This is a genomic window from Streptomyces omiyaensis, assembly GCF_014650895.1.
Classification (GTDB): Bacteria; Actinomycetota; Actinomycetes; order Streptomycetales; family Streptomycetaceae; genus Streptomyces; species Streptomyces omiyaensis.
Genome location: NZ_BMVV01000005.1, coordinates 123,041 through 149,265 on the forward strand (window position 1 = coordinate 123,041; position 26,225 = coordinate 149,265).

Below are 26,225 nucleotides of genomic sequence, written 5' to 3' on the forward strand. Positions count from 1 at the left end.
CCGGTGGCGCGGTGCGCCCGGCCCGTCCGGCCCGTGAGGGTGGCGGTGGGTGCTCCCCGGAGGGAGCGGGGGTCACGTGCCGGCGACGGCTCCGGCGAGGATCGGCGTCAGCTTCTCGACGATCCAGGGGGCGCTGAGGGCGTCCGGGTAGGCGACGGCGGAGGAGAGGGTGTTCTCCGAGGGGATGACCGCGTAGTGCTTGCCCTTGACGGCCTTCAGGGACTGGAAGAGCTTGTTGCCCTCCAGCTCCTTGGCGCCGAGCAGGCCGTTGTCGCCGAAGGGGTAGGTCATGAGGAGGACGTCGGCCTCCAGCTCGTCCAGCTTCTCCAGGCTGACGGCGTTCTTGTCGGCCGTGTAGGCCTTGGCCTTGGCCGTCTTCTCGAAGCCGAGCTGCTCGAAGACGCCCGGGTCCTGGTCGGCGTAGGACATGAAGGTGATCTGCTCGGGGTGGACGACCGCGTAGGTGTAGGTCTTCCCCTTGAACTCGGGGTGCGCGGCGGCCGCGTCGGCGGTGGCCTTCTCGTTGGCGGCGATGACCTTCTCGGCCTCGGCGCTCATGCCGAGCGCCTTGGCGGCGGTCTTGAGGCGCTCCTGCCAGGTGAGGGTGTCGGCGTGCGCCTCGTCGGTGAAGGTGACGACCGGCGCGATCGGCGCGAGCTTGGCGTAGTCGGCGTCCATGGACCAGGTGTTCATGCCGAGGATGACGTCCGGGGCCTCGGCGGCGATGGCCTCGTAGTCGGTGCCGTCGGTGTCGTCGTACGTCCTGAGCTTGCCGGCGCCGAGCTTGTCGATGGCGCGCTGCTTGTACTCGGGGACGGGGCCGCCGTCCTCGGCGTCCGGGGTGATGACCGGGACGAGGCCGAGGGCGAGGGCGATGTCGGTGTCGCCGTCGGAGACGGTGGCGACCTTGAGCGGCTTCTTCTCGACCTCCGTCGTGCCCCAGGCGTTGGGGAGGGTGACGGGGAAGGCTGCCTCGGCGGCGGCCGCGGTCGCGCCGTCGGAGGGCTTCGCCGCGTCGGTCTTCGCCTCGCCCGTGCCGCCGCAGCCGGCGAGGAGGGCGCCGCACGCGGCGGCGGCGAGGAGGGTACGGGCGGCGGAGCGCCGGGCGAGCGGTCTGGCAAGGCGGTTCACGGTCGGTTCTCCTGCGGGTGGTGACGGCGGCCGAGGGGGAAGATCTGCGGCCGTGCGGTGAGGGGGTGGGGTACGACGAGGCAGCGGAGGCCGAAGACCTCGGCCACGGTGCTCTCATCGAGGACCTCGTCGGGCGGGCCCTGCCGGATGACGCGTCCGTCGCGCAGGGCGACGATCGTCGAGGCGTACAGGGCCGCCTGGTTGAGGTCGTGGGAGACGAGCACGATGGTCTTGCCCGTCTGTTCGTTGAGGTCCGCGAGGAGGTCCATGACCTCGATCTGGTGCGCGACGTCCAGGTAGGTGGTGGGTTCGTCGAGCAGCAGGGTGGGGGTGTCCTGGGCGAGGGCGAGGGCGATCCACACGCGCTGGCGCTGGCCCCCGGAGAGCTGGTCGACCGGGCGGTCGACGAGTTCGGCGGTTCCGGTGGCCTTCAGCGCCTCGGCGACGATCACGTCCTCGTGCGCGTCGCGGTGCCCGCCGAACCGGCGGTGCGGATGGCGGCCGCGCCGGACGAGGTCGCCGACGGTGATGGACTCCGGGGCCACCGGGGACTGCGGGAGGACGCCGAGCCGGCGCGCCACCTCGCGGGTGGGCAGGCGGTGGATGTCGGCGCCTTCGAGGAGGACCGATCCGGCGGCGAGCGGCAGGAGGCGGGCGATCGCCTTGAGGAGGGTGGACTTGCCGCAGGCGTTGGGGCCGACGAGGGCGGTGATGCGGCCCTTCTCGATCCGGAGGTCCAGGCCCTCGATGACGGGCGACCCGCCGTACCCGGCGCTGATGCCGCGGGCTTCGAGCTGGTGGGTCGCGGTGGCTTCCGGGCTCTCGGCCCGGGGGGTCACGGTGGGGGTCACGAGGCTCCCTGCCTGCGTCGGAGGATCAGCCAGACGAAGTAGGGGGCGCCGAGCAGCGCAGTGAGGACACCGGTGGGCACCGGACTGATCAGCGGTGCGTGCTGGGCGAGGACGTCGGCGCCGAGGACGATGACGGCGCCGGTCGCGGGGGCGAGGAGGGTGGAGCGCTCGGTCCCCACCAGGCGGACGGCGACGGGTCCGCTGACGAGGGAGACGAAGCCGATGGGGCCGACGACGCTGGTGGCGAGGGCCGCGGCGGCGGCGCCGACGAGCAGGACGCCGACCCGGGTGGCGGTCACCCGGGTGCCGAGGCCGGCGGCGAAGCCGTCGCCCAGGGTGAGGGTGGCGAGGGGCCGGGCGAGGAGGAGGGCGGCGAGCGCGCAGGCGGCGAAGCCGACGGCGAGGGTGGTGACGCCGTCCCAGTCCGCGTCGTTGGTGGTGCCGACCGTCCAGCGCAGGGCGATGGCGAGGCTCTGCCGGTCCGCCGCGAGGAAGAGGTAGTTCGTGTAGGCGGTGCAGACCGCGCTGAGCCCGATGCCGACGAGCACGAGCCGGTACGTGTCGACCCCGCCGCGCCAGCTGAGCCCCTGGACGGCGGCGACGAGGACGAACGAGCCGATGACGGCGGCGACCGGGACGCCGAGGGCGAAGGCGGCGGGCGCGTAGAACAGCGCGGTCGCGGCGCCGGCGCCGGCTCCGGCGGAGATGCCGACGATGTCGGGGGTGGCGAGCGGGTTGCGGATCAGCCGCTGGTAGAGCGAGCCGGCCAGGCCGAAGAGGGCTCCGGCGAGCAGCGCGGAGAGCGCCCTCGGCATCCGCAGCTGGAAGATCGTGTAGTCGGCGAGGCCGTCCCGCAGGCCGAAGGCGGCGGGGAGCACGTCGGCGGGGTCGAGCCGGCCGACGCCTCCGAGCAGGACGGAGGCGGTGGTGAGTCCGAGCAGCGCGGCGGTGAGCACGCCGCCGGTCAGGGCGGCACGGCGGTCGCGGGCGCGGCGGTCGGCGCGCAGGCGGGCGACGACGGCGGGCGTGGCCGGTGCGTCCGGCTTCGGGGGCCGGAGGCCGAGTGGGGTCATCACATCCGCACCAGGTCGCGGCGGCGGGCCAGCCAGACGAAGAAGGGGGTGCCGATGACGGCCGTCATGAGGCCCACCTGGACCTCGCCGTGGTCGAGGACGAGCCGGCCGGCGGTGTCGGCGCCCGTCAGGAGGACGGCGCCGGCGGCCATGGAGACCGGCAGCGACCAGCGGTGGTCCGGTCCGACGAGGAGCCGGGCGCAGTGGGCGGCGACCAGTCCGACGAAGGCGACGGGGCCGACGGCGGCGGTGGCGGCGGCGCAGAGCAGCACGGCGACGGCCGCGGCGGTGAGGCGGGCGCGTTCGACCCTGACGCCGAGGGCGCGGGCGGTGTCGTCGCCGAGGCCGAGGATGTTGAGGGTGCGTCCGAGCGGCAGCGCGAGGAGGAGTCCGACGAGGACGAAGGGCAGGAGCCTGCCCAGGACCTCCGCGCGGCCGGTGAGCTGGCCGACCGACCAGAAGCGGAGGTGGAAGAAGGCCTCCTTGTCGCGGACGACGAGGAGGGTGATGAGGGAGGACATCACCGCGGCGAGGGCGACGCCGGCGAGGACGAGGCCGACGGCCGAACTCCCCGCGTCGGTGCGGGTCCCGATGAGGTGGACGAGGGTGGCGGTGACGGAGGCGCCCAGGAGGGCGAGCCAGAAGTAGTCGCCGGTGTCGGTGACGCCGAGGAGCATGATGCCGAGGACGACGAACATCGAGGCGCCCTGTTCGACGCCGAGGACGCCGGGGTCCGCGAGGGGGTTGGCGGTGAGGGCCTGCATGACGAGACCGGCGGCGCCGAGCGCCGCGCCGACCGCGAGGCCGAGGAAGGTGCGGGGGATGCGCTCGGTCCACAGGACGTGCGTGTCGAAGGCCTGTTCCCCGGGGTGGAGCAGGATGCGGACGACCTCCAGGGGCGAGATGTCCCGGGCGCCGAGCCCGATGCCCGCGACGAGGGTCGCCCCCACCGCCACGACGGCGAGGACGGCGACGGTCGTGCCCCGCGAGGTCCGGGTGCGGGCCGGGGAGGCCGGGGGCCGCTCCGGTATCGAGGGGTTCACCACCGATGTGGGTGGTTGTGTCATGTCTCGTCCTTGTTCTCACTACTCGTACGGCAACTTAGGTTACCCTTGCCTAACCTTCGGGGATCCAACCCCGGGGCCGACCGATCACACCGAGGGGTCGGGGTCCGACCGCCCCTCAGACACCGGGGGGTGGCCGTCATGGCCGACCGCATGACGCAGACGACGGACGAGGACCTCATCACCGCGACGGGGCACCCGACGCACGCGCACGACTACCACCAGCTCCTGTACGCACCCCTGGGACGGATCACCGTCACCACGCCGGACGGCGAGCACGAGCTGACCTCGCCCCTGGCGCTCTGGCTCCCGGCGGGCACGCCGCACAGCGCCCGGTTCGACCCCGAATCCCTCGTCCTGGCCGAGTCGTTCGACCCCGCCCTGCACCGCCTGCCGTTCGCCCGGACCACCGCGGTCCATCTCGACGGTGCCGCCCGCCGGCACCTGCTCGCCCGGACCCGCGGGGAGGGGGCGGAGGTTGACGACGCGGTGATGTTCGCCGCGCTGACCTGCGCCCGGAACCACCGCGACGCCCGGCTGCCGCTGCCCCGCCCGACCAGCGAGGCGGCCCGCGCCGTCGCGGGGACCCTGCTGCGCAGCCCCGACGACCAGCGCACCGCGACGGAATGGGCCGAGAGCCTCTACGTGAGCGCGACCAGCCTGCGCCGGGCCTTCCGCGCCGAGACCGGGATCGCCTTCTCCGAGTGGCGGACCCGGGTGCGCCTCAATCACTCGCTCGCGCTGCTCAGCCGGGGGCACCAGGTCGGCGCGGTCGCCGCCAAGGTCGGATTCACGAGCACGAACGGCTACATCCTGGCGTTCAGGCGGCACTTCGGGCGCACCCCGGGCGTCTGGATCAAGGAGCACGAAGGGCGCTCCCCCGCACCTTCCGGGCGGGCCCGGAGCGCCCCCTCCGCGCGAAAGCCGGTCGCCGGGGAGTGACTTGACAGCCACCGCACCCTAGGTGATTTTAGGTAAGCCTTACCTAAACGCCCAGCTCCTGGGCGCCCCATTGACCCGAACCCACGGCCCCCCGCGCTCCGCCCCGAAGGGCGCGGCACGCGGGGCCGTCCCGGCGCGAGGAGAGACCCATGACCGCGACCAACCCCTTCGAGGACGACGACGCCCGCTACTACGTGCTCGTCAACGCCGAGAACCAGCACTCGCTCTGGCCGGCCTTCGCCGAAGTCCCGGACGGCTGGACCGTGGTGCACGGCGAGGACTCCCGGCAGGGCTGCGCCGCGTACACCGAGGAGCACTGGACGGACCTGCGCCCGGCGAGCCTCGCCGCCCGTTCCTGAGCCGTCCCCCACCCGAGCCACCCGGCTCACCCCGTCCGCCCCCGAGCCGTCCCCCGCCCACCTCCGGCCGCCCGCTCCCGGCGTCGTCGCGCACCGGCCGGGGGCGGGCCGGACGCGGCCGCCTCAGCCCAGGACGCGGGTGAGGATCCGGGAGCCGCGCGCGGGGTCGAGGGCGGCCCGCCACGCGGGCGGCGCCTCCTCCTCGCGGCCGGCGGCGAACCCGTGCCGCAGGAACAGCAGTCCGCTGCCGACGGTCGCCGCGAAGACCCGGCCCGCGCCCCGCGCGCCCGCCTCGCGGAGCACGGCGTCGAGCAGCGCGGAGCCGATGCCCCGCCCCTGATGCCCGGGCGCCACGCAGAAGTTGTAGAGCACGACCGCCGCCCGGCCCCGCGCGTCGGCGCAGGGCCGTAGCCCCGCACAGCCCACCGGCCCCTCGGCGCCCGCCTCCACGACCAGGAAGTCCGCCGCGCGGCGGGCCAGTTCGGCGAGCGTCCGGTCGCGCAGGGCCCCTGCGCGCACGAACGGCCGCGACAGGCCGTGGACCGCGCCGGCGTCCCCGGCCCCGGCCGCCCTGACCTCGGCGAGGGGCAGCGGCGGACGCGCCGGGCGGGACGGTGCAGTGTTCAACGTCTTCTCGCTCTCTGACAACTGACGGATCGCCGTGAGATCACGGCACGCGTTTGACTGCACGATAGCTACTTAGGTAAGCCTTACCTAACCAACTCCAACCTGCACCACCGGAACGGGAAGACGAGGACCCACCCATGGCCGACACGGCCGGACAGCAGACCTTCGCCCTGGAGCGGCTCGCGCGTGACGTCGCCGACGTGCTCCACGTCGACGCCGAGGAGGTCGACCCGGACGAGAGCCTGCTCGACCAGGGCCTCGACTCGATCCGGCTGATGGCCCTGGTCGAGACGTGGCGCGCCGACGGCGCCGTGACCGGCTTCGTCGAACTCGCCGAGCGCCCCACCCTCCGGGAGTGGGCCGCCCTCCTCGGGCAGCCGTCGGGAGCGTCCCGTGCGGGCCGGTGACCTCCTCCTCGACATCGGCCCGCTGCGGGCCAGCCGCGACTTCCGGGCGATCTTCATCGCCCGGATCGTGTCCCTCTTCGGTCTCGGCATGGCCATGGTGGCGCTGGCCAAGCAGGTCTACGACCTGACGGGCTCCACCTTCGGAGTCGCCGTCTCCAGCATGATCATGAGCGTCACCGTCCTGCTCGGCTCCCTCTGGGGCGGCTGGGCCGCCGACCGGAAGGACCGGCGGAAGCTGATCCTGTGGGGCCGCTCCTCCGCCGCCCTCGCCTTCGCCGGACTCGCGGTCAACGCCTTCCTGCCCGACCCGCAGCTGTGGACGGTCTACCTGTTCGTCGCCCTGGACGGACTCGCCACCGGGGTCAGCGTCACCGCCCTGATGGCCGTCGCCCCGACCCTGGTCCGGCCCGACCAGCTGCCCGCCGCGGGCGCCCTGATCTCCCTCACCGGCGAGCTCGGCTCGATCGCCGCCCCCTTCCTCGGCGGTGTGGTCCTCGCCCTGACCGGCGGCCCCGGACCGGTCTACGCCTTCACCGCCGTCACCACCGGCGTCACGACCCTCCTGCTCCTCCGGCTCCGCCCGCTCCCCCCGGTCGCGGACGCGGACGGCGAGGAGGACGGCCCCGAGGACTCCGGCTCGCCGCTCGCCGCCTTCCGGTTCGCCGTGCGCAACCGCGTCGTCGGCGGCCTCCTCGCCCTCGGCGGGATCAACGCGCTGTTCAGCATGCCGGTCGTCGTCTTCCCCGAGCTGGTGGACAAGCGGTTCGGCGGCGGCGAGATGATGCTCGGCCTGCTGTACACCGCCCCGGCCGTGGGCGCGATCCTCGTCTCCGCCACCAGCGGCTGGATCGCCCGCGCCGCCCGGCCCGGACGCCTGCTGCTCACCGCCGCGTTCACCGGCGGTCTGGCCGTCCTCGGATTCGGGCTCAGCGGCAGCCCCGTGCTCGCCTTCGCGACGCTGGCCGTGGGCGGCGCCGCCGGCACGGTGTACGAGATCCTCGAGTACGCCCTCGTCCAGCACAACACCCCGGACCGGCTGCGCGGCCGCATGGTCAGCGTCCTCACCGCCCAGGGCACCACCGGCGGCATCGCGGGCGACGTCGAAGTCGCCCTGGTGGCCAAGTGGTTCAGCCCGGCCGGCGCCGCCGTGGTCAACGGCGTGGTGTGCGCGGCGGCGGCCGTGGCCGTCGCCCTCGCGGTCCCCGGACTGCGGCACGCCACCCTCCCCGGGGAGGAGCCCGAGGGCGACGGGCCGCCCGAGGACGACGTCCTCGCGAAGACTCCCGCCCCCGCCGGGCGGATCGACGCCACGGGGCCGGCGGGCGGCTGACCCCGCCCGCCGGTGCCGCCACGCCCTCCCCCACCCCCCTCTCTCCGTCCCGTCCCGCGGCCGGCCCAGGCCGCCGCGGGTGAACCCTGGAGCAAGATCCATGACCGAGCGTGCCCAGCGACGCCTCGCCCTGACCGGGGCCCAGACCGGAGTCTGGTACGGCCAGCGGCTCGACCCCGACTCCCCGGTCTACAACGTCGGCCAGTACGTCGCCGTCGACGGGACGCTCGACGCGGACCTCTTCGCCGCGGCCCTGACCCGGGTCGTCGGGGAGTGCGAGGCCCTCACCGTCCGCTTCGAGGAGGACGCGCACGGACAGCCCGTCCAGATCCTCGCCGACGCGCCCCCGGGCGGCCCCGTCGTCACGGTCGTGGACCACCGGGACGCCCCGGACCCGGAGGGCGCCGCCCTCGCCCGGATGCGCGCCGACATGGCCGCCCCCGCCGACCCGGCCACCGCCCCGCTGTTCGCCTTCGTCCTCCACCGGGTCGCCCCGGACCGCACGCTCTGGTACCAGCGCGTGCACCACATCGCGCTCGACGCCTACGGCTTCTCCCTGCTGTCCCGCCGCACCGCCGAGGTCTACACGGCGCTCGCGCGCGGCGAGGACCCCGCCCCGTCGCCGTTCGGCCCGCTCTCCGCCGTCGTCGAGGAGGAGGCCGCCTACCGCGGCGACGAGCGGTGCGCCGCCGACCGCGCCCACTGGCTGGACCGGCTCGCGGAGCCGGGCGACCACGAGCCGCTGGCCGGCGCCTCCTTCCCCGCCGCCCCCGGCTTCCTGCGCGTGGAGGGCGCGCTCTCCCCCGAGGCCACCGCGGGGGTGCTCGCCCTGGCCCGGACCGCGAAGGCCACCTGGGCGGACGTCGTGACCGCCGCCTTCGCCGCCTTCCTGCACCGCTCGACCGGGACCCGGGACGTCCTGCTCTCGCTGCCCGCGATGGCCCGCCTGGGCTCGGCCGCCCTCTCCGTCCCCGCGATGGTGGTCAACGTGCTGCCGCTGCGGGTCGCGGTCCGCCCGGACCTCCCCCTGGCCGGACTGGTCTCCGAGGTCGCCGCCGGCGTCCGTGACCTGCGCCGCCACCAGCGCTACCGCGCCGAGGACATCCGCCGCGACCTCGGCCTCGTCGGCCGCGACCGGGGCCCGCTAGGGCCGATGGTCAACGTCAAGGCCTTCGACGACGCCCTCGACTTCGCCGGCGCCCCCGGCACCGTGCACAACGTGGCCGCCGGACCGGTCGACGACCTCACCCTGGCCGTCCGCCACGACACGGCCGCCGGCCGGATCGCCTTCGAGCTCGACGCCAACCCGCGCGCCTACGACGCCGAGGGCCTGGACGCCCGCTGCGCCGAGTTCGTCCACTTCCTCACCGAGGCCGCCGGAGCCTCCCCCGACACCCCCCTGGGCCGCCCCGACCTCCTCGACGCCGGCGCCCTGCGCGCGCTCGCCGAGCGGGCCGCCGCGACCGGCCGCGCGATCCCGCCCGGCACCGTCGTCGACGCCTTCGCCGCCCGCGTGCGGGAGCACCCCGGGGCCGTCGCCCTCGTCGCGGGCGCCGAGGAGCTCACGTACGCCGCACTCGACGCCCGGGTCGACCGGCTGGCCCGGCTGCTCGCCGCGCGCGGCGTCGGCCCCGAGCGGTTTGTCGGCATCGCCCTGCCGCGCGGCACCGAACTGGTCGTCGCCCTGCTGGCCGTCCTCAGGGCGGGCGGCGCCTATCTGCCGCTCGACCTCGAATACCCGGCCGAGCGGCTGGAGTTCATGGTCCGCGACGCCCGCCCGGTCTGCGTCCTCACCACCCTGGCCGCCGCGCCCGACGCACCCGACGTACCCGGCACCGAGACCCTCGTCCTGGACTCCCCCGACGCCCTGTCGGCCCTCGCCGACCTCGCCGGCGCTCCCGCCGCGCCCCTTCCGGCCCCCGACGGCGCCCACCCGGCGTACGTCATCCACACCTCCGGCTCCACCGGCCGCCCCAAGGGCGTGGTGATCCCGCACTCCGCGCTCGCCAACTTCCTGCGCGTGCAGGCCCACGAGCTGGCCATGGCGCCCGGCGACGGACTCGTCGCCGTCACCACCGTCTCCTTCGACATCGCGGCCCTGGAACTCCACGTCCCGCTGATCAGCGGCGCGGCGGTCGTCCTCGCCGACCGCGACACCGTCCGCGACCCGGCGGCCCTCGCCGCCCTGGTCGAGGCCCACCGCCCGGCCGTGATGCAGGCGACCCCGTCGCTGTGGCACGCGCTCCTGGAGGAGGGCGCCCCGCGCGCCCTCGCCCGCACCAAGGTCCTCGTCGGCGGCGAGGCGCTGCCCGCCGCCCTCGCCGAGCGCCTCGCCCGCACCGCCGCCTCCGTCACCAACGTGTACGGGCCGACCGAGGCGACCGTCTGGGCCACCTCCTCCGTGCTCTCCCCCGACCACACCGGCACCCCCGACATCGGCCTGCCGTTCTGGAACACCCGCGCCCACGTCCTCGACTCCGCCCTCCGCCCCGTCCCGCACGGCCGCCCCGGCGAGCTGTACCTCGCCGGCGACCAGCTGGCCCGCGGCTACCTCGGCCGCCCGGCGCTCACCTCCGAGCGGTTCGTCGCCGACCCCTACGGCCCCGCCGGCTCCCGCATGTACCGCACCGGAGACCTGGTGCGCCGCCGCCCCGACGGCGTCGTCGACTTCCTCGGCCGCGCCGACGACCAGGTGAAGGTCCGCGGCTTCCGCATCGAACCCGGCGAGATCGAGACCGCCCTGACGGACCGTCCGGAGGTGGACCGGGCGGTGGTCGTGGTCCGCGAGGACGTCCCCGGCTCCCCGCTCCTGGTCGCCTACGTCACCGGCGCGGGCGGCACCGCCCCCGACCCGGCCGGGCTGCGCACCGCCGCCGGCGAGCGGCTGCCCGCCCACATGGTGCCGTCCGCCGTGGTGGTCCTGGACGCCTTCCCGCTCACCGCCAACGGCAAGGTGGACCGGCGCGCCCTGCCCGCCCCGGACCTGGCCGGCCTCGCCACGACCACCGGCAGGGCACCGCGCGACGCCCGCGAGGAGATCGTCGCCGGCGCCTACGCCGACGTCCTGGAGCTCGCCTCGGTCGGTCCCGGCGACGACTTCTTCGGCCTCGGCGGCCACTCGCTGCTCGCCGCGCGCGTCGCGGCCCGGCTGCGCGCCGCGCTCGGCACCGACTGCGGCGTGCGGGACGTCTTCGAGGCCCGCACCCCCGCCGCCCTGGCCGAGCGGCTCGCCGCCCGCACCGCGACCGGCCCCCGTCCCGCGCTCACCGCCGGGGAGCGGCCCGAGGTCCTGCCGCTCTCCGACGCCCAGCACCGGCTCTGGTTCCTGCACCAGCTCGAAGGCCCGAGCGCCACCTACAACATCCCCTTCGTCGCCCGCTTCGGCACGCTCCTCGACCCGGCCGCCCTGGACGCGGCCCTCGGGGACGTGGTGGCCCGGCACGAGGCGCTGCGCACCGTCTTCGGCGAGCGCGACGGCGAGCCGTACCAGCGGATCCTCGACCCGGCCGACGCCGGGGTGCGGCTCCGGGTGGCACCGACCGCCCCCGACCGCGTGGACGCGGCGGTGGCGGCGGCCCTCGGCCACCTCTTCGACCTGTCGGCCGAGGCGCCGGTGCGGGTCACCCTGGTCCGCGACGGCGAACGCGGCACCGACGCCCTGGTCGTGCTGCTGCACCACATCGCGAGCGACGAGTGGTCGATGGGCCCGTTCCTCCACGACCTCGAACACGCCTACGCGGCCCGGCTCCGCGGCGAGGCTCCCGCGTCCGCCCCGCTGCCGGTGCAGTACGCCGACTTCGCGCTCTGGCAGCGCGCGGCCCTCGGCGACCCGGCCGACCCGGGGTCCCCGGCCGCCCGGCAGGCCGCCCACTGGCGCGAGGCGCTCGCCGGTCTGCCGGCCGAGGCCACCGCGCCCACCGACCGGCCCCGCCCCGCCGAGCCCGACCACGCGGGCCGCCTGACGCACCGCGCGGTGCCCGCCGCCCTCGCCGCCGGCATCCGCGGGCTGGCGCGCGACTCCGGCACCAGCGTCTTCATGGTCGTCCACGCGGCCGTCGCCACCCTGCTCCACCGGCTCGGCGCCGGTGACGACATCCCGCTCGGCAGCCCGGTCGCCGGCCGCTCCGACCCGGCCCTCGACGGCCTCGTCGGCTTCTTCGTGAACACCGTGGTGCTGCGCGCCGACCTGTCCGGCGACCCGACCTTCGCCGCCCTCCTGGAGCGGGTGCGCGCCACCGACCTGGCCGCGCTCGACCACGCCGACCTGCCGTTCGACGCCGTCGTGGAGGCGCTCAACCCGGAGCGCTCCCTCACCCGGCACCCGCTCTTCCAGACCATGGTGTCGCACAGCACCGTCACCCAGGACGTGCGCGCCCTGTTCGGCCTGGACGCCACCGTGGACCGGACCGACCCGGGCGTCACCAAGTTCGACCTCGACGTCACCTTCTCCGACAGCGCCCACGGCGACGAGCTCGACCTGGAGGTCTTCTCCTCGTCCGCCCTCTTCGACGCGGAGACGGCCGACGCGCTCGCCGACCGGCTGCTGCGCCTCCTGGAGCGGGCCGTCGCGGACCCGGACGCCCCGGTCTCCTCGTACGAGCTGCGCTCCGGGGAGGAGCGGGCGCTCCTGGAGCGGTGGAACGACACCGCCGTCGGCCACCCCGGCGCCACCGTCCTGGAGGTCCTGGCCGAGCGCGTCCGCGCGACCCCCGACGCCACCGCCCTGGTCTGCGGCGGCCTGCGGCTCACCTTCGCCGAGCTGGACGACCGGGTCACCCGGCTCGCCCTGCTGCTCGCCGGGGAGGGCGCGGGACCCGACGCCGTCGTGGCGCTCGCCGTGCCCCGCTCGGCGGAGTCCGTCGTCGCCGCCTTCGCCGTCCTGAAGGCCGGCGGCGCCTACCTGCCGCTCGACCTGGACCACCCGGAGGAGCGCCTGGCGTACATGCTGGACGACGCCGCTCCCGTCTGCGTCGTCACCACCCGGGCCGTGGACGCCCGGGTCCCGGACACCCCGGGCGCGACCCGGCTCGTCCTGGACGATCCGAAGGTGCGGGACCGGCTCGCCGCCGCCGACGGTCCGGCGCCCGCGGCGCCCCGCCCGGACGACCTGGCGTACGTCGTCTACACCTCGGGATCCACCGGCCGCCCCAAGGGCGTCGGCCTGCACCACGCCGGCCTGACGAACCTGTACCGGGACCACGAGCGGCAGCTGTACCGCCCGGTCGCGGACCGGCTCGGGCGGCGCGTGCGGGCCCTGCACACCGCCTCGTTCTCCTTCGACTCCTCGTGGGAGCAGCTGCTGTGGCTGATCGCCGGCCACGAGCTGCACGTCCTCGACGAGTACGGGCGCCGCGACGCCGAGGCCGTCGTCGCCCACGTGCGGGAGGCACGGATCGACGCGCTCGACGTCACCCCGTCGTACGGCCGCCACCTGCTCGACGCGGGCCTGTTCGCGGGAGCGCACCGGCCGCCGCTGCTCCTGCTCGGCGGCGAGGCCGTGCCGCCCGCGCTGTGGACGGAGCTGCGCGCGGTGCCCGGCGTGGAGACGGTGAACTACTACGGTCCCACCGAGTTCACGGTGGACGCCCTCGTCGCCCGGGTCACCGACTGCGCGACCCCGGTGGTGGGCCGTCCCCTCGACAACACCCGCGCGCACGTCCTGGACGCCCGGCTGCGGCCGGTGCCGCCCGGCGTCCCCGGCGAGCTGTACCTCGCGGGCGTCCAGAACGCCCGCGGCTACCTGGGCCGGTCCGTGCTCACCGCGGAGCGGTTCGTCGCGGACCCGCACGGTCCCGCCGGCTCCCGCATGTACCGCACGGGCGACCTGGCCCGCCGCCGCGCCGACGGCCTGATCGAGTTCCTGGGCCGCGCCGACGACCAGGTGAAGATCCGCGGCTTCCGCGTCGAACTCGGCGAGGTCGAGGCCGAGCTGACGGGCTGCGAAGGGGTCGCCTCGGCCGCCGTCCTGGTCCGCGAGGACGTGCCGGGCGTACCGCGCCTGGTGGCGTACGTGACCGGCGGCGCCGACCCGGACGCGGTGCGCCGCGAGGTCGCCTCGCGGCTGCCGGAGTACATGGTCCCGGCGGCGGTCGTCCCCCTGGACGTGCTGCCGGTCAACGTCAACGGCAAGCTGGACCGGGCCGCGCTGCCCGTGCCCGCGGTGACGTCCGCGGCGCCGTCGCGGGCGCCGCGCGGCGAGGCGGAGGAGCGTCTCGCGGAGGCGTTCGCCGATGCCCTGGGCCTCGCGTCGGTCGGCGCCGAGGACGACTTCTTCGCGCTCGGCGGGCACTCCCTGCTCGCGACGCGCCTGGTGGCCCGGGTGCGGGCGGCGGGCCGCGCCTGCTCGGTGCGGGACGTCTTCGAGGCGCGGACGGTCGCGGCGCTCGCCGCCCGGCTCGCGGAGCGGACCGCCTCCGCGCGGCCCGCGCTCGCCCCCGCCGTACGCCCCGAGCGGCTGCCGCTCTCGTACGCGCAGCGGCGCCTGTGGTTCCAGTACGACATGGACGGCGCGAGCTCCACGTACACCGTCCCGCTGGCCCTGCGACTGCGGGAGCGGCCCGACGCCGACGCGCTGCGCGCCGCGTTCGGGGACCTGGTGGCCCGCCACGAAGTGCTGCGGACCGTGTTCGCGGAGGCCGACGGCGAGCCGTACCAGCGGATCCTGGCACCCGGCGAGGCCGAAGTGCCCTTCGCGGTGCGGGAGGTGGCCCCCGGGTCGCTCGCGGACGCCGTGGAGGCGGCGGTCGCCGGGCCCCTGGTCCTGGAGGACGAACTCCCGCTGCGGGCCACCCTGTTCGGCACGTCCGACGACGAGCACGTACTCGTCGTGCTCCTGCACCACATCGCCACCGACGAGTGGTCCACCGGACCGCTCCTGGCCGACCTGGACACCGCGTACACGGCCCGTCTCGCCGGCCGCGCCCCGGAGTTCCCCGAACTCCCCGTCCAGTACGCCGACTACGCCCTGTGGCAGCGCGCGCTCCTCGGCGAGGCCGCGGACGCCTCCTCGCTCGCCTCCCGCCAGTCCGCCTTCTGGCGCGAGGCCCTGGCCGGACTCCCGGAGGAACTGGCGCTCCCCACCGACCGGCCCCGGCCCGCCGTCCCGACCCACCGGGGCGACACCGTCACCGCCGAGCTCCCCGCCGGCCTCGCGGTCCGCCTCGACCGGCTGGCGGCGGACTCCGGCGCGACGGTGTTCATGGTGGTGCACGCGGCCGTCGCGGCCCTGCTGCACCGGCTCGGCGCCGGCGACGACATCCCCCTCGGCACCCCGGTGGCGGGGCGCGGCGACGGCGCCCTCGACGGGCTCGTCGGCTTCTTCGTCAACACGGCGGTGCTGCGCACCGACCTGTCCGGCGACCCGTCCTTCACGGAACTCCTCGGCCGCGTCCGTACGGCGGGCCTCGCGGTCCTCGACCACGCCGACCTGCCCTTCGAGGCCGTCGTGGAGGCCGTGGCGCCGGTCCGCTCGCTCGCCCGCCACCCGCTGTTCCAGACGATGGTGGCGTACGAGGGCGACGGGCCCGGCCTCTCCCGGCTGTTCGGCACGGACGCCGGGGAGTTCCCGGTGCGGGGAGGAGCGGCCAAGTTCGACCTGGAGATCCTGTTCCGGCGCACCCGGGGCGCGGGCGGCGACGGACTGACCCTCGGTCTGCGCTACGCGACCGACCTGTTCGAGCGCGAGAGCGCCGAGCGCCTCGCGGAGCGGCTCGTACGGCTCCTGGAGGCCGTGGCGGACGCTCCCGGCGCGCCCGTCTCCGCGGCGGCCCTGATGGGTGACGGGGAGCGGCGCGCCCTGGAGGGGTGGAACGCGACCGACCGTGCCGTGGAGGGTCCCCGGACCCTCGCGGACCTGGTGGAGGCGGGGGCCGCGAAGGCCCAGGGGCCGGCGCTCGTCTTCGAGGGCGAGGAGCTGTCCCGTACCGACTTCGACGCCCGCGTCAACCGCCTCGCCCGGCTGCTCGTCGACCGGGGCGTGGGCCCCGAGTCGATCGTCGCCGTGGCGCTGCCCCGCTCCCTCGACCTGCTGGTCGCGATCCACGCCGTCGTGCGGGCCGGTGGCGCCTACCTGCCGCTCGACCTCACCCTGCCCGCCGACCGCCTCACCCACATGACGGACACCGCGCGTCCGCTGTGCGTCCTGACGGACCTTCCGTCGCTCGGCGCGCTGCCGGGCGGGACGGAGGCCGAGCCGGTGGTCCTGGACGCGCCCGAGGTGCGCGCGGAGCTCGACGGGTTCGCGGACACCGGGATCACGGACGCGGACCGGCGGTCGCCGCTGCTGCCGCGCCACCCGGCGTACGTCCTCTTCACCTCCGGCTCCACCGGACGCCCCAAGGGCGTGATGGTCGAGCACGAGGCCATCGTCAACCGTCTGGCCTGGATGGAGGACACGTACCGGCTCGCGTCCGGCGACCGCGTCCTCCAGAAGACCCCGACCACCTTCGACGTCTCCCTGTGGGAGCTGTTCTGGCCGCTCGCGCAGGGCGTGCCGCTCGTCGTCGCACGCCCGGACGGACACAAGGACCCCGAGTACCTGGCCGAGCTGATCCGCGAACAGCACGTCACCGTCCTGCACTTCGTCCCCTCGATGCTCCAGGCGTTCCTGGACTCGACGGACGTGGCGGACTGCCCGAGCCTGCGGCTCGTGGTGTGCAGCGGCGAGGCCCTGCCCACCGAGCTCGTGGACCGGTTCCACGTCTCCGCCGGGAAGCGCACGGTCGCCCTGGAGAACCTGTACGGCCCCACCGAGGCCGCCGTCGACGTCACCGCCGCCACCGCCCACCCCGGCGCCACCACCGCCTCCGCTTCGATCGGCTCCCCCGTCTGGAACACCCGCGTCCACGTCCTCGACGCACACCTCCGGCCCGTCCCCGTCGGCGTCCCCGGCGAGCTCTACCTCGCCGGCACCCAACTCGCCCGCGGCTACCTCGCCCGGCCCGACCTCACCGCCGAACGCTTCGTCGCCGACCCCCACGGCCCCGCCGGCACCCGCATGTACCGCACCGGCGACCTCGCCGTCCGCCACCCCGACGGACGACTCCACTACCTCGGCCGCACCGACGACCAGGTCAAACTCCGCGGCCTGCGCATCGAACCCGGCGAGATCGACGCCGTGCTCTCCGGGGCTCCCGGGGTGGCCCGTGCCGTCACGCTGGTCCGCGAGGACCGGCCCGGGGTGCAGCGGCTCGTCGCCTACGCCGTACCGGCGGGCGACGGACCGCTCGACCCGGAGGCGCTGCGGGCGCACGCGGCGACGCGGCTCCCGGAGTACATGGTCCCGGCCGTGTTCGTGGAGATCCCGGCCGTGCCGCTCTCCCCCAACGGCAAGCTCGACCGCCGCGCCCTGCCCGCGCCGCCCGACCCCCGCCGCGCCACCCCCGCGGCGCCCGCGCCGACGGCCGTCTCCGGGACCCCGGCCGAGCTGCTCGCGCGGCTGATGGCCGAGGTCCTGGGGCTTCCCGAGGTGGGCCCCGAGGAGAACTTCTTCGAGCTGGGCGGCGACAGCATCGTCTCCATCCGGTACGTCAGCCGGGCCCGCAAGGCCGGGTTCACGGTGACGGCCCGGCAGGTCTTCCAGCATCCGACGCCGGCCGGTCTGGCCGCCGTCGCCGCGCCCGCCGCCCCGGCGGGCACGGCCCCGGAGCGACCCGCCGAGCAGGCGACGGGGCCGCTGGTCCTGCCGCCGGTGGCGCGCTGGTTCGCGGAGCGCGGCGGTGCGTACCGGCGGTTCTGCCAGGCGCGTCTGGTGCTGCTGCCCGCCGGGGTGCGGCACGCGGACCTGGAGACCGCGCTCCAGGCGGTCCTGGACCGGCACGACGGGCTGCGGCAGGTGCTGACCGTGGCGCGGCCCGGCGTGTGGAGCGCCGGGATCGCCCCGGCCGGCTCGCTGACGGCCGGTTCGGTGCTGCGGACGGTGGACGCCGCCGGGCTCGGCGCGGAGGCGCTGCGGGAGCTGGTCTCCCGCGAGTCGGACCGGGCCGCCGGAGAGCTGGACCCGGAGTCCGGCCGGACGGTGCGGGCCGTGCGCTTCGACGGCGGGCCCGGTGAGCCGGGCAGGCTGCTGCTGGTCGCCCACCACCTGGTGGTGGACGAGGTGTCGTGGCAGATCCTGCTGCCGGACCTGCGGGTCGCGTGCGAGGCGGCGGCGGAGGGGCGGACGCCCGCCCTCGACGCCGTGCCGACGGCGCTGCGCACCTGGACGGCGGGGCTGCTCGCCGAGGCGCACAGCGCCCGGCGGACCGCCGAGCTCGACCGGTGGCTCGCCGAGTCCGCGACCGGCGGGCGGCTCCTGACGGAGCGTCCGCTGGATCCGGCGCGGGACACGGTGGCGAGCGCGCGGCGGCTGACCGTGCGGCTCTCCGCCGAGCGCACCGGACCGCTCCTGACGGCGGTGCCGCAGGCCTTCCACGGCACGGTCAACGACACGCTGCTCACCGCGCTCGCGCTGGCCGTGGGCGACTGGGCGGCCCGGCACGGGAAGCCGGCGGACGGCCTGACCGTCGAACTGGAGGGCCACGGCCGGGAGCAGGACCTCGTCCCGGGCGCCGACCTGACCCGTACGGTCGGCTGGCTCACCGGCGTGTACCCGCTGCGGCTCACCGCCGACTCGTACGACGCGCGGGCGGTCGTGGGCGGGACGCAGGACGCCGGGGCGGCCCTGAAGGAGATCAAGGAGCGGATCCGCGCGGTCCCCGACGGCGGGATCGGCGCCGGGCTGCTGCGGTACGCCAACGCCGCCACCGCCGGGCTGTTCGACCCGGGGGACCGCCCCGAGATCCTGTGGAACTACCTGGGCCGGCAGACCGCCGCCCGGGAGTCGCCCTGGGGGCCGGCCGGGGAGTCCGACGCGCTCGCCGTCGGCCCGGAGCCGGCCGCCCCGCTCGCGTACCCCCTCCAGGTGGACGCGGAGGTGGAGCACGGCCCGGACGGGCCGGAGCTGGCCGCCTCCTTCCTGTGGGCGGGCGGCGCCCTGTCCCAGGACACGGTCGCGCAGCTCGCGGACGGCTGGACGGCCGCCCTCGACGCGCTCGCCGCCTGGGCGGCGGGCGGGGTCACCGGCGGGCACACCCCGTCCGACCTCGACCTGCTCGACCTCGACCAGAACCAGATCACCATGCTCGAAGAAATGTGGAGGGCCCAGCAGTGACGCAGGCTCGTATCGAGGACATGCTGCCGCTGTCCCCCCTTCAGCAGGGCATGCTGTTCCACTCCGTCTACGACGACGGGGCGGCGGACGTGTACACCGTGCAGGTGTCGGTGGGGCTCGCGGGCCCCGTCGACGCCGGCCGCCTGGAGCGGGCGGCGGCGGCGCTGCTGCGCCGGCACCCGAACCTTCGGGCGGGCTTCTGGCACGAGGGGGTGCCGCAGCCGGTGCAGTTCGTGCCGGCGGAGGTCTCCTTCGGCCTGGAGCGGGCCGATCTGACGGAGGCCGGTGCGAAGGGCGCGGCGGGCGCCACGCCGGAGGACCGGCTCGCGGTGCTGCGCCGGGCCGAGCTGGCCCGCCGCTTTCCGCTGCACCGGCCGCCGCTGCTGCGGCTGGTGCTCGCGCGGATGGCGGAGGACGACCACCGCCTGGTCATCACCGTCCACCACATCCTGGTCGACGGCTGGTCGATGCCGCTGCTCGTCGGTGATCTGCTCGCCCTGTACGCGGCGGACGGGGACGCCTCCGGGCTGCCTCCGGTGCGTCCGTACCGGGCCTACCTGAAGTGGCTGAAGGAGCAGGACGCCCCGGCGGCGGAGGCGGCCTGGCGCGAGGCGCTGGCCGGGGTCGAGGAGGCGACGCTGGTCGCCGCGCCGGATCCGGCGCGCGTCCCGGTGCGGCCGGGCGTCCGGTCGCTGGAGCTGTCGGAGGAGGCCACCGCCCGGCTGACGGCGGCGGCCCGCCGGCTGGGCACGACGCCGAGCACGCTGGTCCAGTGCGCGTGGGGGCTGCTCCTCGGCGGTCTGACGGGCCGTCGGGACGTGCTGTTCGGGCTGACCGTGTCGGGCCGTCCGGACGAGATACCCGGCGTCGAGTCGATGCTCGGCCTGTTCATCACGACCGTCCCCGTCCGCCTGTCGGTGCGGCACGAGGAGACCGTCGAGGGGCTGCTCCGCCGCTTCCGCGACGAGCAGAACGCCCTCCTGGCCCACCACCACTTGGGGCTGCGGCTCATCCGGAAGCAGAGCGACGCGGGCGAGCTGTTCGACACCCTCGTGGTCGTCGAGAACTACCCGGTGGACCCGGCGGCGCGCGAGACCGTCGCCGCCGGGGTCCGGGTGACCGGCGTCGAGGCCGAGGACGCCACCCACTACCCGCTGACCCTCGCCGTCTCCCTGGACGAGCGGGCGCTGCTGCGCCTGGAGTACCGCCCGGACGTCTTCGACGACCGGCGGGCCGGGCTGATCGCCGACCGGCTCGCGCACGTCCTGGACCGGATCGCCGACGAGCCGGGGACGAAGGTCGGGGCGCTGCCCCTGCTGCCCGGGGCGGAGTCGGCGCGGGTGCGCGGCAGTTGGCCGGGGGTGGTGCGGGACGTGCCGGCGGGCACGGTCGCGGACGTGTTCGCGGAGCGGGCGGCCCGCACCCCGGGCGAGGTCGCGGTGGTGTGCGGCGGCGAGTCGCTGACCTTCGCGGAGGTCGACGCGCGGTCCGCGCGGCTCGCGTCGCTGCTGGCCGGGCGGGGCGTGGGTCCCGAGTCGGTGGTGGCGCTGGCGGTGCCGCGCTCGGCGGAGACGGTCGTGGCGATCCTCGCCGTGCTGCGGGCGGGCGGCGCGTACCTGCCGCTGGACCTGGACCATCCGGCGGAGCGGCTCGGTCTGATGGTCGACGACGCGCGTCCGGTGTGCGTGGTGACCACCGCGCGCGGTGCGGGGCTGCTGCCGGAGGCCGGCGACGGGCCGGAGCGGCTCGTCCTGGACGCGCCGGAGACGGCCGCCGCGCTGGCGGCGGCCCCGGTGGAGTTCGTCTCCCCGCCGGTGGTGGACGGGCATCCGGCGTACGTCATCTACACGTCCGGTTCCACCGGGCGCCCCAAGGGCGTCGTCCTCACCCACGGCGGTCTGTCGAACCTGTACGCCCACCACGTCGCGGACGTCTTCGGCCCGGTGGTCGAGGCGACCGGCGGGCGGCGGCTGCGCGCCCTGCACACGGCGTCGTTCAGCTTCGACACCTCGTGGGAGCAGCTGTTCTGGCTGATCGCCGGGCACGAGCTGCACGTCCTGGACGAGGTGGGCCGGCGGGACGCCGAGTTCGTCGTGGCGTACGTGCGGGAGCACCGGATCGAGACGATGGACGTCACCCCGACGTACGCGCTGGGCCTGCTCGACCAGGGGCTGCTCGACCCGGCGGCGCACCGGCCGGCGCTGCTGCTGCTGGGCGGCGAGGCGGTGCCGGAGGCGCTGTGGTCGGCGGTGCGGGCGGCGACCGGCGTGATGTCGGTGAACCTGTACGGGCCGACCGAGTACACGGTGGACGCGCTGGCGGCGGACCTGGCGGCCTCGGCCACGCCGGTGGTGGGCCGGCCGATCGGCAACACGCGGGCGTACCTGCTGGACGCGGCGCTGCGGCCGGTGCCGGCCGGGGCGACCGGCGAGCTGTACCTGGCGGGGCACGGCATCGCGCGCGGCTATCTGGGCCGGTTCGCGCTGACGGCCGAGCGGTTCGTCGCCGATCCGTACGGCGCGCCGGGGTCGCGGATGTACCGCACGGGCGATCTGGCGCGGCTGCGGGCGGACGGGGAGATCGAGTACCTGGGCCGGGCCGACGACCAGGTGAAGATCCGGGGCTTCCGGATCGAGCCGGGCGAGGTGGAGTCGGCGCTGGCGGCGGTCGCCGGGGTCGGCGCGGCGGCGGTGGTGGTCCGCGAGGACACGCCGGGGGTGAAGCGGCTCGTCGGCTATGTGACGGGGACGGCCGATCCGGTCGCGGCCCGCGAGGAGCTGGCGGCCTCGCTGCCGGACCACCTGGTGCCGGCGGCGGTCGTGGTGCTGGACGCGCTGCCGTTCACGGTGAACGGCAAGCTGGACCGGGCGGCGCTGCCGGCGCCGGTGTTCGGCGGCTCGGAGGGGTCGCGGGCGCCGGAGGGGGAGCGCGAGGAGGCCCTGTGCCGGGTCTTCGCGGACGTCCTGGGACTCGCGTCGGTGGGCGTGGACGACGACTTCTTCGCCCTGGGCGGCGACAGCATCGTCTCGATCCAGCTGGTGACCCGGGCCCGCAAGGAGGGCCTGGTCCTGACCCCGCGCGACGTGTTCGAGCGGCGGACGGTCGCGGCGCTGGCGCTCGCGGCCCGGACGCCGGAGGAGAAGGAGGCCGGTGCGGCGGTCGACGCGGACGCGCCGCTGGTGGTCCTCGACGAGGCCGGACGGGCGGCCCTGGAGCGGGTGTTCCCGGGCGCCGGGGAGGTGCTGCCGCTGGCACCGCTCCAGGAGGGCCTGTACTTCCACGCCCAGTACGACGACCGGGCGCTCGACGTCTATCTGATGCAGAACTTCGTGGAGCTGCGGCACGCCGTGGACACGGCCGCGCTGCGCTCGGCCTTCGACGCGATGCTGCGCCGCCACCCGAACCTGCGCTCCGCGTTCTGGCACGAGGGCCTGCCGGGCCCGGTGCAGGTGGTGCCCGCGGAGTGGGAGCTGCCGTGGGAGGTCCGTGACCTGACGGCGCTCGACCGGGCGGGGCAGGACGAGGCGCAGCGGGAGTTCTCGCTGGCCGACGCGGCGACCCGGTTCGACCTGTCGGTGCCGCCGCTGATGCGGGTGACGCTGCTGAAGTTCGCCGAGGAGCGCTGGATGCTGTGCGTGACGCAGCACCACATCCTGACGGACGGCTGGTCGGAGTCGCTGTTCTTCGAGGAGCTGTTCGCGCTGTACGGGGCGGGCGGGCGCGAGGAGGTGCTGCCGCCGGTCACGCCGTACCGGGAGTACCTGCGCCGGCTGGCCGGCACGGACCGGGAGGCGGCGCGGGCCGCGTGGCGCGCCCATCTGTCGGGCCTCGACCAGGCGACGCTGGTGGCGCCGGCGGATCCGGCGCGGCGGCCGGTGACGGCCGAGGTGGTGGACATCGCGCTCGGCGAGGAGGCCAGCGACCGGCTGCGGTCGTTCGCGCGGGGCTGCGGCGTCACCCTGAACACGGTCCTGTCGGCGGCGTGGGCGCTGTCGCTGTCCGGTATGACCGGGCGGGACGACGTGGTGTTCGGCGCGACGGTCTCGGGCCGTCCGGAGGACGTGCCGGGCGTCGACCGGATGATCGGCATGTTCATGAACACGCTGCCGTTCCGGGTGACGCTGCGTCCCTCGGAGACGCTGCGGGACCTGCTGGTCCGGATGCAGGGCGAGCACGCGGAGCTGCTGCCCCACCACTACCTGGGGCTCGGTCCGATCCAGCAGGGCACGGGGATCGGGCAGCTCTTCGACACGCTGTACGTGTTCCGGAACACGCCGCTGGACGACGCGGCGCGCGAGGAGGCGGTGGAGCGGTACCGGATCGGCCGGACGCACAGCGTCGACGGCACGCACTACCCGCTGACGCTGGCGGTCACCCCGGGGCGGTCGCTGGAGCTGAGCCTGGCGTACCGGCCCGACCTGTACGACCGGGAGGCGGCCCGGCGGCTCGCGGGCCGGCTGCGGCTGCTCGTGGAGCAGTTCGCGGCGGGCGGGGCGACGCCGGTGGGCCGGCTGCGGACCCTGGAGACGGCCGAGCGGGACGCGCTGCTGGCGCTGGGCGACGACACCGGGCACGAGGTGCCGGACGTGCCGCTGGTGGAGCTGTTCGCGCGGCAGGCGGCGCGGACGCCGGAGGCCACGGCGCTGGTCTTCGAGGACGAGCGGCTGACCTACGCGGAGCTGGACGAACGGGCCAACCGGCTGGCGCGGGCGCTGATCGCGCGCGGGGCGGGCCCCGAGCGGACGGTGGCGCTGGGGCTGCCGCGCTCGGCGGACTTCGTGGTGGCGCTGTTCGCGGTCCTGAAGGCGGGCGCGGCGTACCTGCCGCTGGACCTGGACCACCCGGTGGACCGGCTGGCCGCGATGGTCGAGGACGCGCTGCCGGTCTGCCTGGTCACGGTGGACGCGGTGGCGGGCCGGGTCCCGGTCGTGGACGGGGTGCCGCAGCTGGCCCTGGACGCCCCGGCGACGGTCGCGGAGCTGGCGGCGCTGTCCGGCGCCCCGGTCGCGGAGGAGGAGCTGACCGAGCCGCGCGACGGCCGCCACCCGGCGTACCTGATCTACACCTCGGGTTCGACCGGCCGCCCCAAGGGCGTGGTGGTGCCGGGTTCGGGTCTGGTGAACATGCTGCTCAACCACCGGGAGCGGATCTTCGACCCGGCGGTGAAGCCGGCGGGCGGGCGCCGGATGCGGGTGGCGCACACGGTGTCGTTCGCGTTCGACATGTCGTGGGAGGAGTTCTTCTGGCTGGTCGACGGGCACGAGGTGCACGTGATCGGCGAGGAGCTGCGGCTCGACCCGGCGGCCCTGACGGCGCACTACGACCGGGTCGGCATCGACGTCGTCAACGTCACCCCGTCGTACGGGCAGCAGCTGGTCGACGCGGGTCTGCTGGACGCGGACCGGCACCGTCCCGCGCTCGTCCTGCTGGGCGGCGAGGCCGTGCCCGACTGCCTCTGGACGCTCCTCAAGGAGACCGGGGGCACGAGGGGCTACAACCTGTACGGGCCCACCGAGTACACGATCAACGCGCTCGGCGCCGACGTGGAGACCAGCGTCTCGTCCTGCGTGGGCCGCCCCATCTTCAACACCCGGGCCTATGTCCTCGACAGCGCGCTGCGGCCGGTGCCGCGCGGGGTGCCGGGCGAGCTGTACCTGGCGGGCGCGGGCCTCGCCCGGGGCTACTTCGCTCGGCCGGCACCGACGGCGGAGCGGTTCGTGGCCGACCCGTTCGGCGCCCCGGGCACGCTGATGTACCGCACGGGCGACCTGGTGCGCTGGCGCGAGGACGGGCAGATCGACTACCTGGGCCGGGCCGACCACCAGGTGAAGATCCGGGGCTTCCGGATCGAGCCGGGCGAGATCGAGTCGGCGCTCGCCGCCGCTCCGGGGGTGGCCGCCGCGGCGGTGGTCGTGCACGCCGGGGCGAACGGCGTGAAGCGGCTCGTCGCCTACACCGTGCCCGCGTCGGACGCGGTCCGCGCCGGCCCGGAGACGGGGACGGCCGCGCTGCGCGCGCTGCTGTCGGCGACGCTGCCGGAGTTCATGGTGCCGTCGGCGTTCGTCGAACTGGCGGCGCTGCCGCTGACGGTGAACGGCAAGGTCGACCGGGCCGCGCTGCCTGCCCCGGTGTTCGCGGACGCGGGCGGCGGGCGGCCGCCTGGGGACGCCCGGGAGGAGCTGCTCTGCGGGATCTTCGCGGACGTGCTCGGCCTGGAGCGGGTCGGCGTCGAGGACAACTTCTTCGAGCTGGGCGGGCATTCGCTGCTCGCGATGCGGCTCGTGGGGCGGATCCGCGACGAGCTGGGCGTGCCGGTCCAGGTGGCCACGGTGATGTCGGCGCCGACGGTCGCGGACGTGGCGGCCCGGATCGGGTCGGACGCGCGCCGGGACGCGCTGCGGGTGCTGCTGCCGCTGCGCGAACGGGGCACGAAGGAACCGCTGTTCTGCTTCCACCCGGCGTCCGGCTTCAGCTGGCAGTACACGGGCCTGCTGCGCCACCTGGACGCGGACCGGCCGCTGTACGGCGTGCAGTCGCCGGGGCTGGCCGGGGAGCTGCCGGAGGTGGCCGACGTGGCGGAGCTGGCCGGGCTGTACCTGGCGGCGATCCGGGAGGTGCAGCCGGAGGGTCCGTACCACTTCGCGGGCTACTCCTTCGGCGGGACGGTGGCGCACACGCTCGCCGCGATGCTCCGGGAGAGGGGCGAGGAGGTCGCCTTCCTGGCGCTGCTCGACGCCTATCCGCCGGAGCGGGACGACTGGTCGTACCTGGACGGTCCGGACTGGCGGGAGCTGCTGGAGCGGGAGGAGAACGGCTTCCTGCTCTCGGTGGCCGGTCTCGGCGCGGAGGAGTCCGGCCGGGACGGGCTGACGCGGGAGGAGGCGGTCGCGGCGATCCGGGACAGCCAGGGCCTGCTCGCCGGGTTCGACGAGGAGCTGCTGCGGTCGATCGTGGACACCCACGTGCACTGCGTGCGGCTGCTCTCGCGCAGCACGACCCGTCACTTCGACGGTGACGTGCTGTTCTTCACCGCCTCCCGCACGACCGCGCCGGGGGACGTGCCGGGCGCGGTGTGGCCGGCGCACGTGTCGGGGGTGCTGACCGAGCACGTCCTGGACCGGGGGCACGACGAGCTGATGGCCCCCGAGGCGCTGGCGGAGATCGGCCCGCTCCTGGACGGGGCGCTGCGCGCGGTGGCGCTCCGGCGGGCGTCCGGGTCCCGGCCGGCCGCGGCCGGCCGGCGGAACTGACGGACAATCAACACGACTTAAGTTAGGCTTACCTAAGTAAGG

General features: G+C 75.7%; 11 protein-coding genes. 6 read left to right on the forward strand and 5 right to left on the reverse strand.

All coding sequences use genetic code 11. From position 1 onward, the window contains the following. Positions 1-72: 72 nt before the first annotated feature. Genes IE287_RS10780 through IE287_RS10795 form a run of 4 tightly spaced genes read right to left on the reverse strand, consistent with a single transcriptional unit; the run spans position 73 to position 4,122 of the window. Positions 73-1,131: an ABC transporter substrate-binding protein gene (locus IE287_RS10780; RefSeq protein WP_189848739.1), complete on the reverse strand. Its 1,059-nt coding sequence runs from the start codon at positions 1,129-1,131 to the stop codon at positions 73-75. Continuing rightward, positions 1,128-1,982 (reverse strand): ABC transporter ATP-binding protein, encoded by an 855-nt coding sequence (locus IE287_RS10785; protein ID WP_308436861.1) that lies wholly within the window; start codon positions 1,980-1,982, stop codon positions 1,128-1,130. The genes IE287_RS10780 and IE287_RS10785 overlap by 4 nt, the downstream gene beginning before the upstream one ends. Next, on the reverse strand, positions 1,979-3,055 hold the full coding sequence (locus IE287_RS10790; RefSeq protein WP_189848740.1) for a FecCD family ABC transporter permease: 1,077 nt from the start codon (positions 3,053-3,055) through the stop codon (positions 1,979-1,981). The genes IE287_RS10785 and IE287_RS10790 overlap by 4 nt, the downstream gene beginning before the upstream one ends. Then, the gene (locus IE287_RS10795; protein WP_189848741.1) at positions 3,055-4,122 is read right to left on the reverse strand and encodes a FecCD family ABC transporter permease; all 1,068 of its coding nucleotides are present in this window, start codon (positions 4,120-4,122) and stop codon (positions 3,055-3,057) included. Before IE287_RS10795 ends, IE287_RS10790 begins: the two co-directional genes overlap by 1 nt. A gap of 138 nt (positions 4,123-4,260) precedes the next feature. On the opposite strand from IE287_RS10795, the gene IE287_RS10800 reads away from it, so the two are divergent. Both IE287_RS10800 and IE287_RS10805 read left to right on the forward strand, forming a co-directional pair. Then, complete coding sequence (locus tag IE287_RS10800) at positions 4,261-5,061, forward strand: helix-turn-helix transcriptional regulator (RefSeq protein ID WP_189848742.1); 801 nt, start codon at positions 4,261-4,263, stop codon at positions 5,059-5,061. Between the two features lie 149 nt (positions 5,062-5,210). After that, a complete protein-coding gene (locus IE287_RS10805) occupies positions 5,211-5,420 on the forward strand; it encodes an MbtH family protein (RefSeq protein ID WP_053642930.1) in 210 nt (69 codons plus the stop codon). 123 nt (positions 5,421-5,543) lie between these two features. Here IE287_RS10805 and IE287_RS10810 read toward each other — a convergent pair whose 3' ends face one another. Further along, entirely contained in the window at positions 5,544-6,047 is a 504-nt protein-coding gene (locus IE287_RS10810) for a GNAT family N-acetyltransferase (protein ID WP_189848743.1), read from the reverse strand. A gap of 137 nt (positions 6,048-6,184) precedes the next feature. Between IE287_RS10810 and IE287_RS10815 the strand changes: the two genes are divergently transcribed. The 4 genes from IE287_RS10815 (at position 6,185) to IE287_RS10830 (ending at position 26,183) form a co-directional block, all read left to right on the forward strand. Further along, positions 6,185-6,454 carry a phosphopantetheine-binding protein gene (locus IE287_RS10815; RefSeq protein ID WP_189848744.1) on the forward strand — a complete coding sequence of 90 codons (270 nt, stop codon included), beginning with the start codon at positions 6,185-6,187 and terminating at the stop codon, positions 6,452-6,454. After that, complete coding sequence (entS, locus tag IE287_RS10820; protein ID WP_189848745.1) at positions 6,441-7,784, forward strand: enterobactin transporter EntS; 1,344 nt, start codon at positions 6,441-6,443, stop codon at positions 7,782-7,784. Before IE287_RS10815 ends, entS begins: the two co-directional genes overlap by 14 nt. Positions 7,785-7,884: 100 nt before the next feature. After that, positions 7,885-18,933, forward strand: coding sequence for a non-ribosomal peptide synthetase (locus IE287_RS10825; RefSeq protein WP_189848746.1), 11,049 nt, complete (start codon positions 7,885-7,887; stop codon positions 18,931-18,933). 20 nt (positions 18,934-18,953) lie between these two features. Next, the gene (locus IE287_RS10830; RefSeq protein WP_189848901.1) at positions 18,954-26,183 is read left to right on the forward strand and encodes a non-ribosomal peptide synthetase; all 7,230 of its coding nucleotides are present in this window, start codon (positions 18,954-18,956) and stop codon (positions 26,181-26,183) included. Positions 26,184-26,225 lie beyond the last annotated feature (42 nt).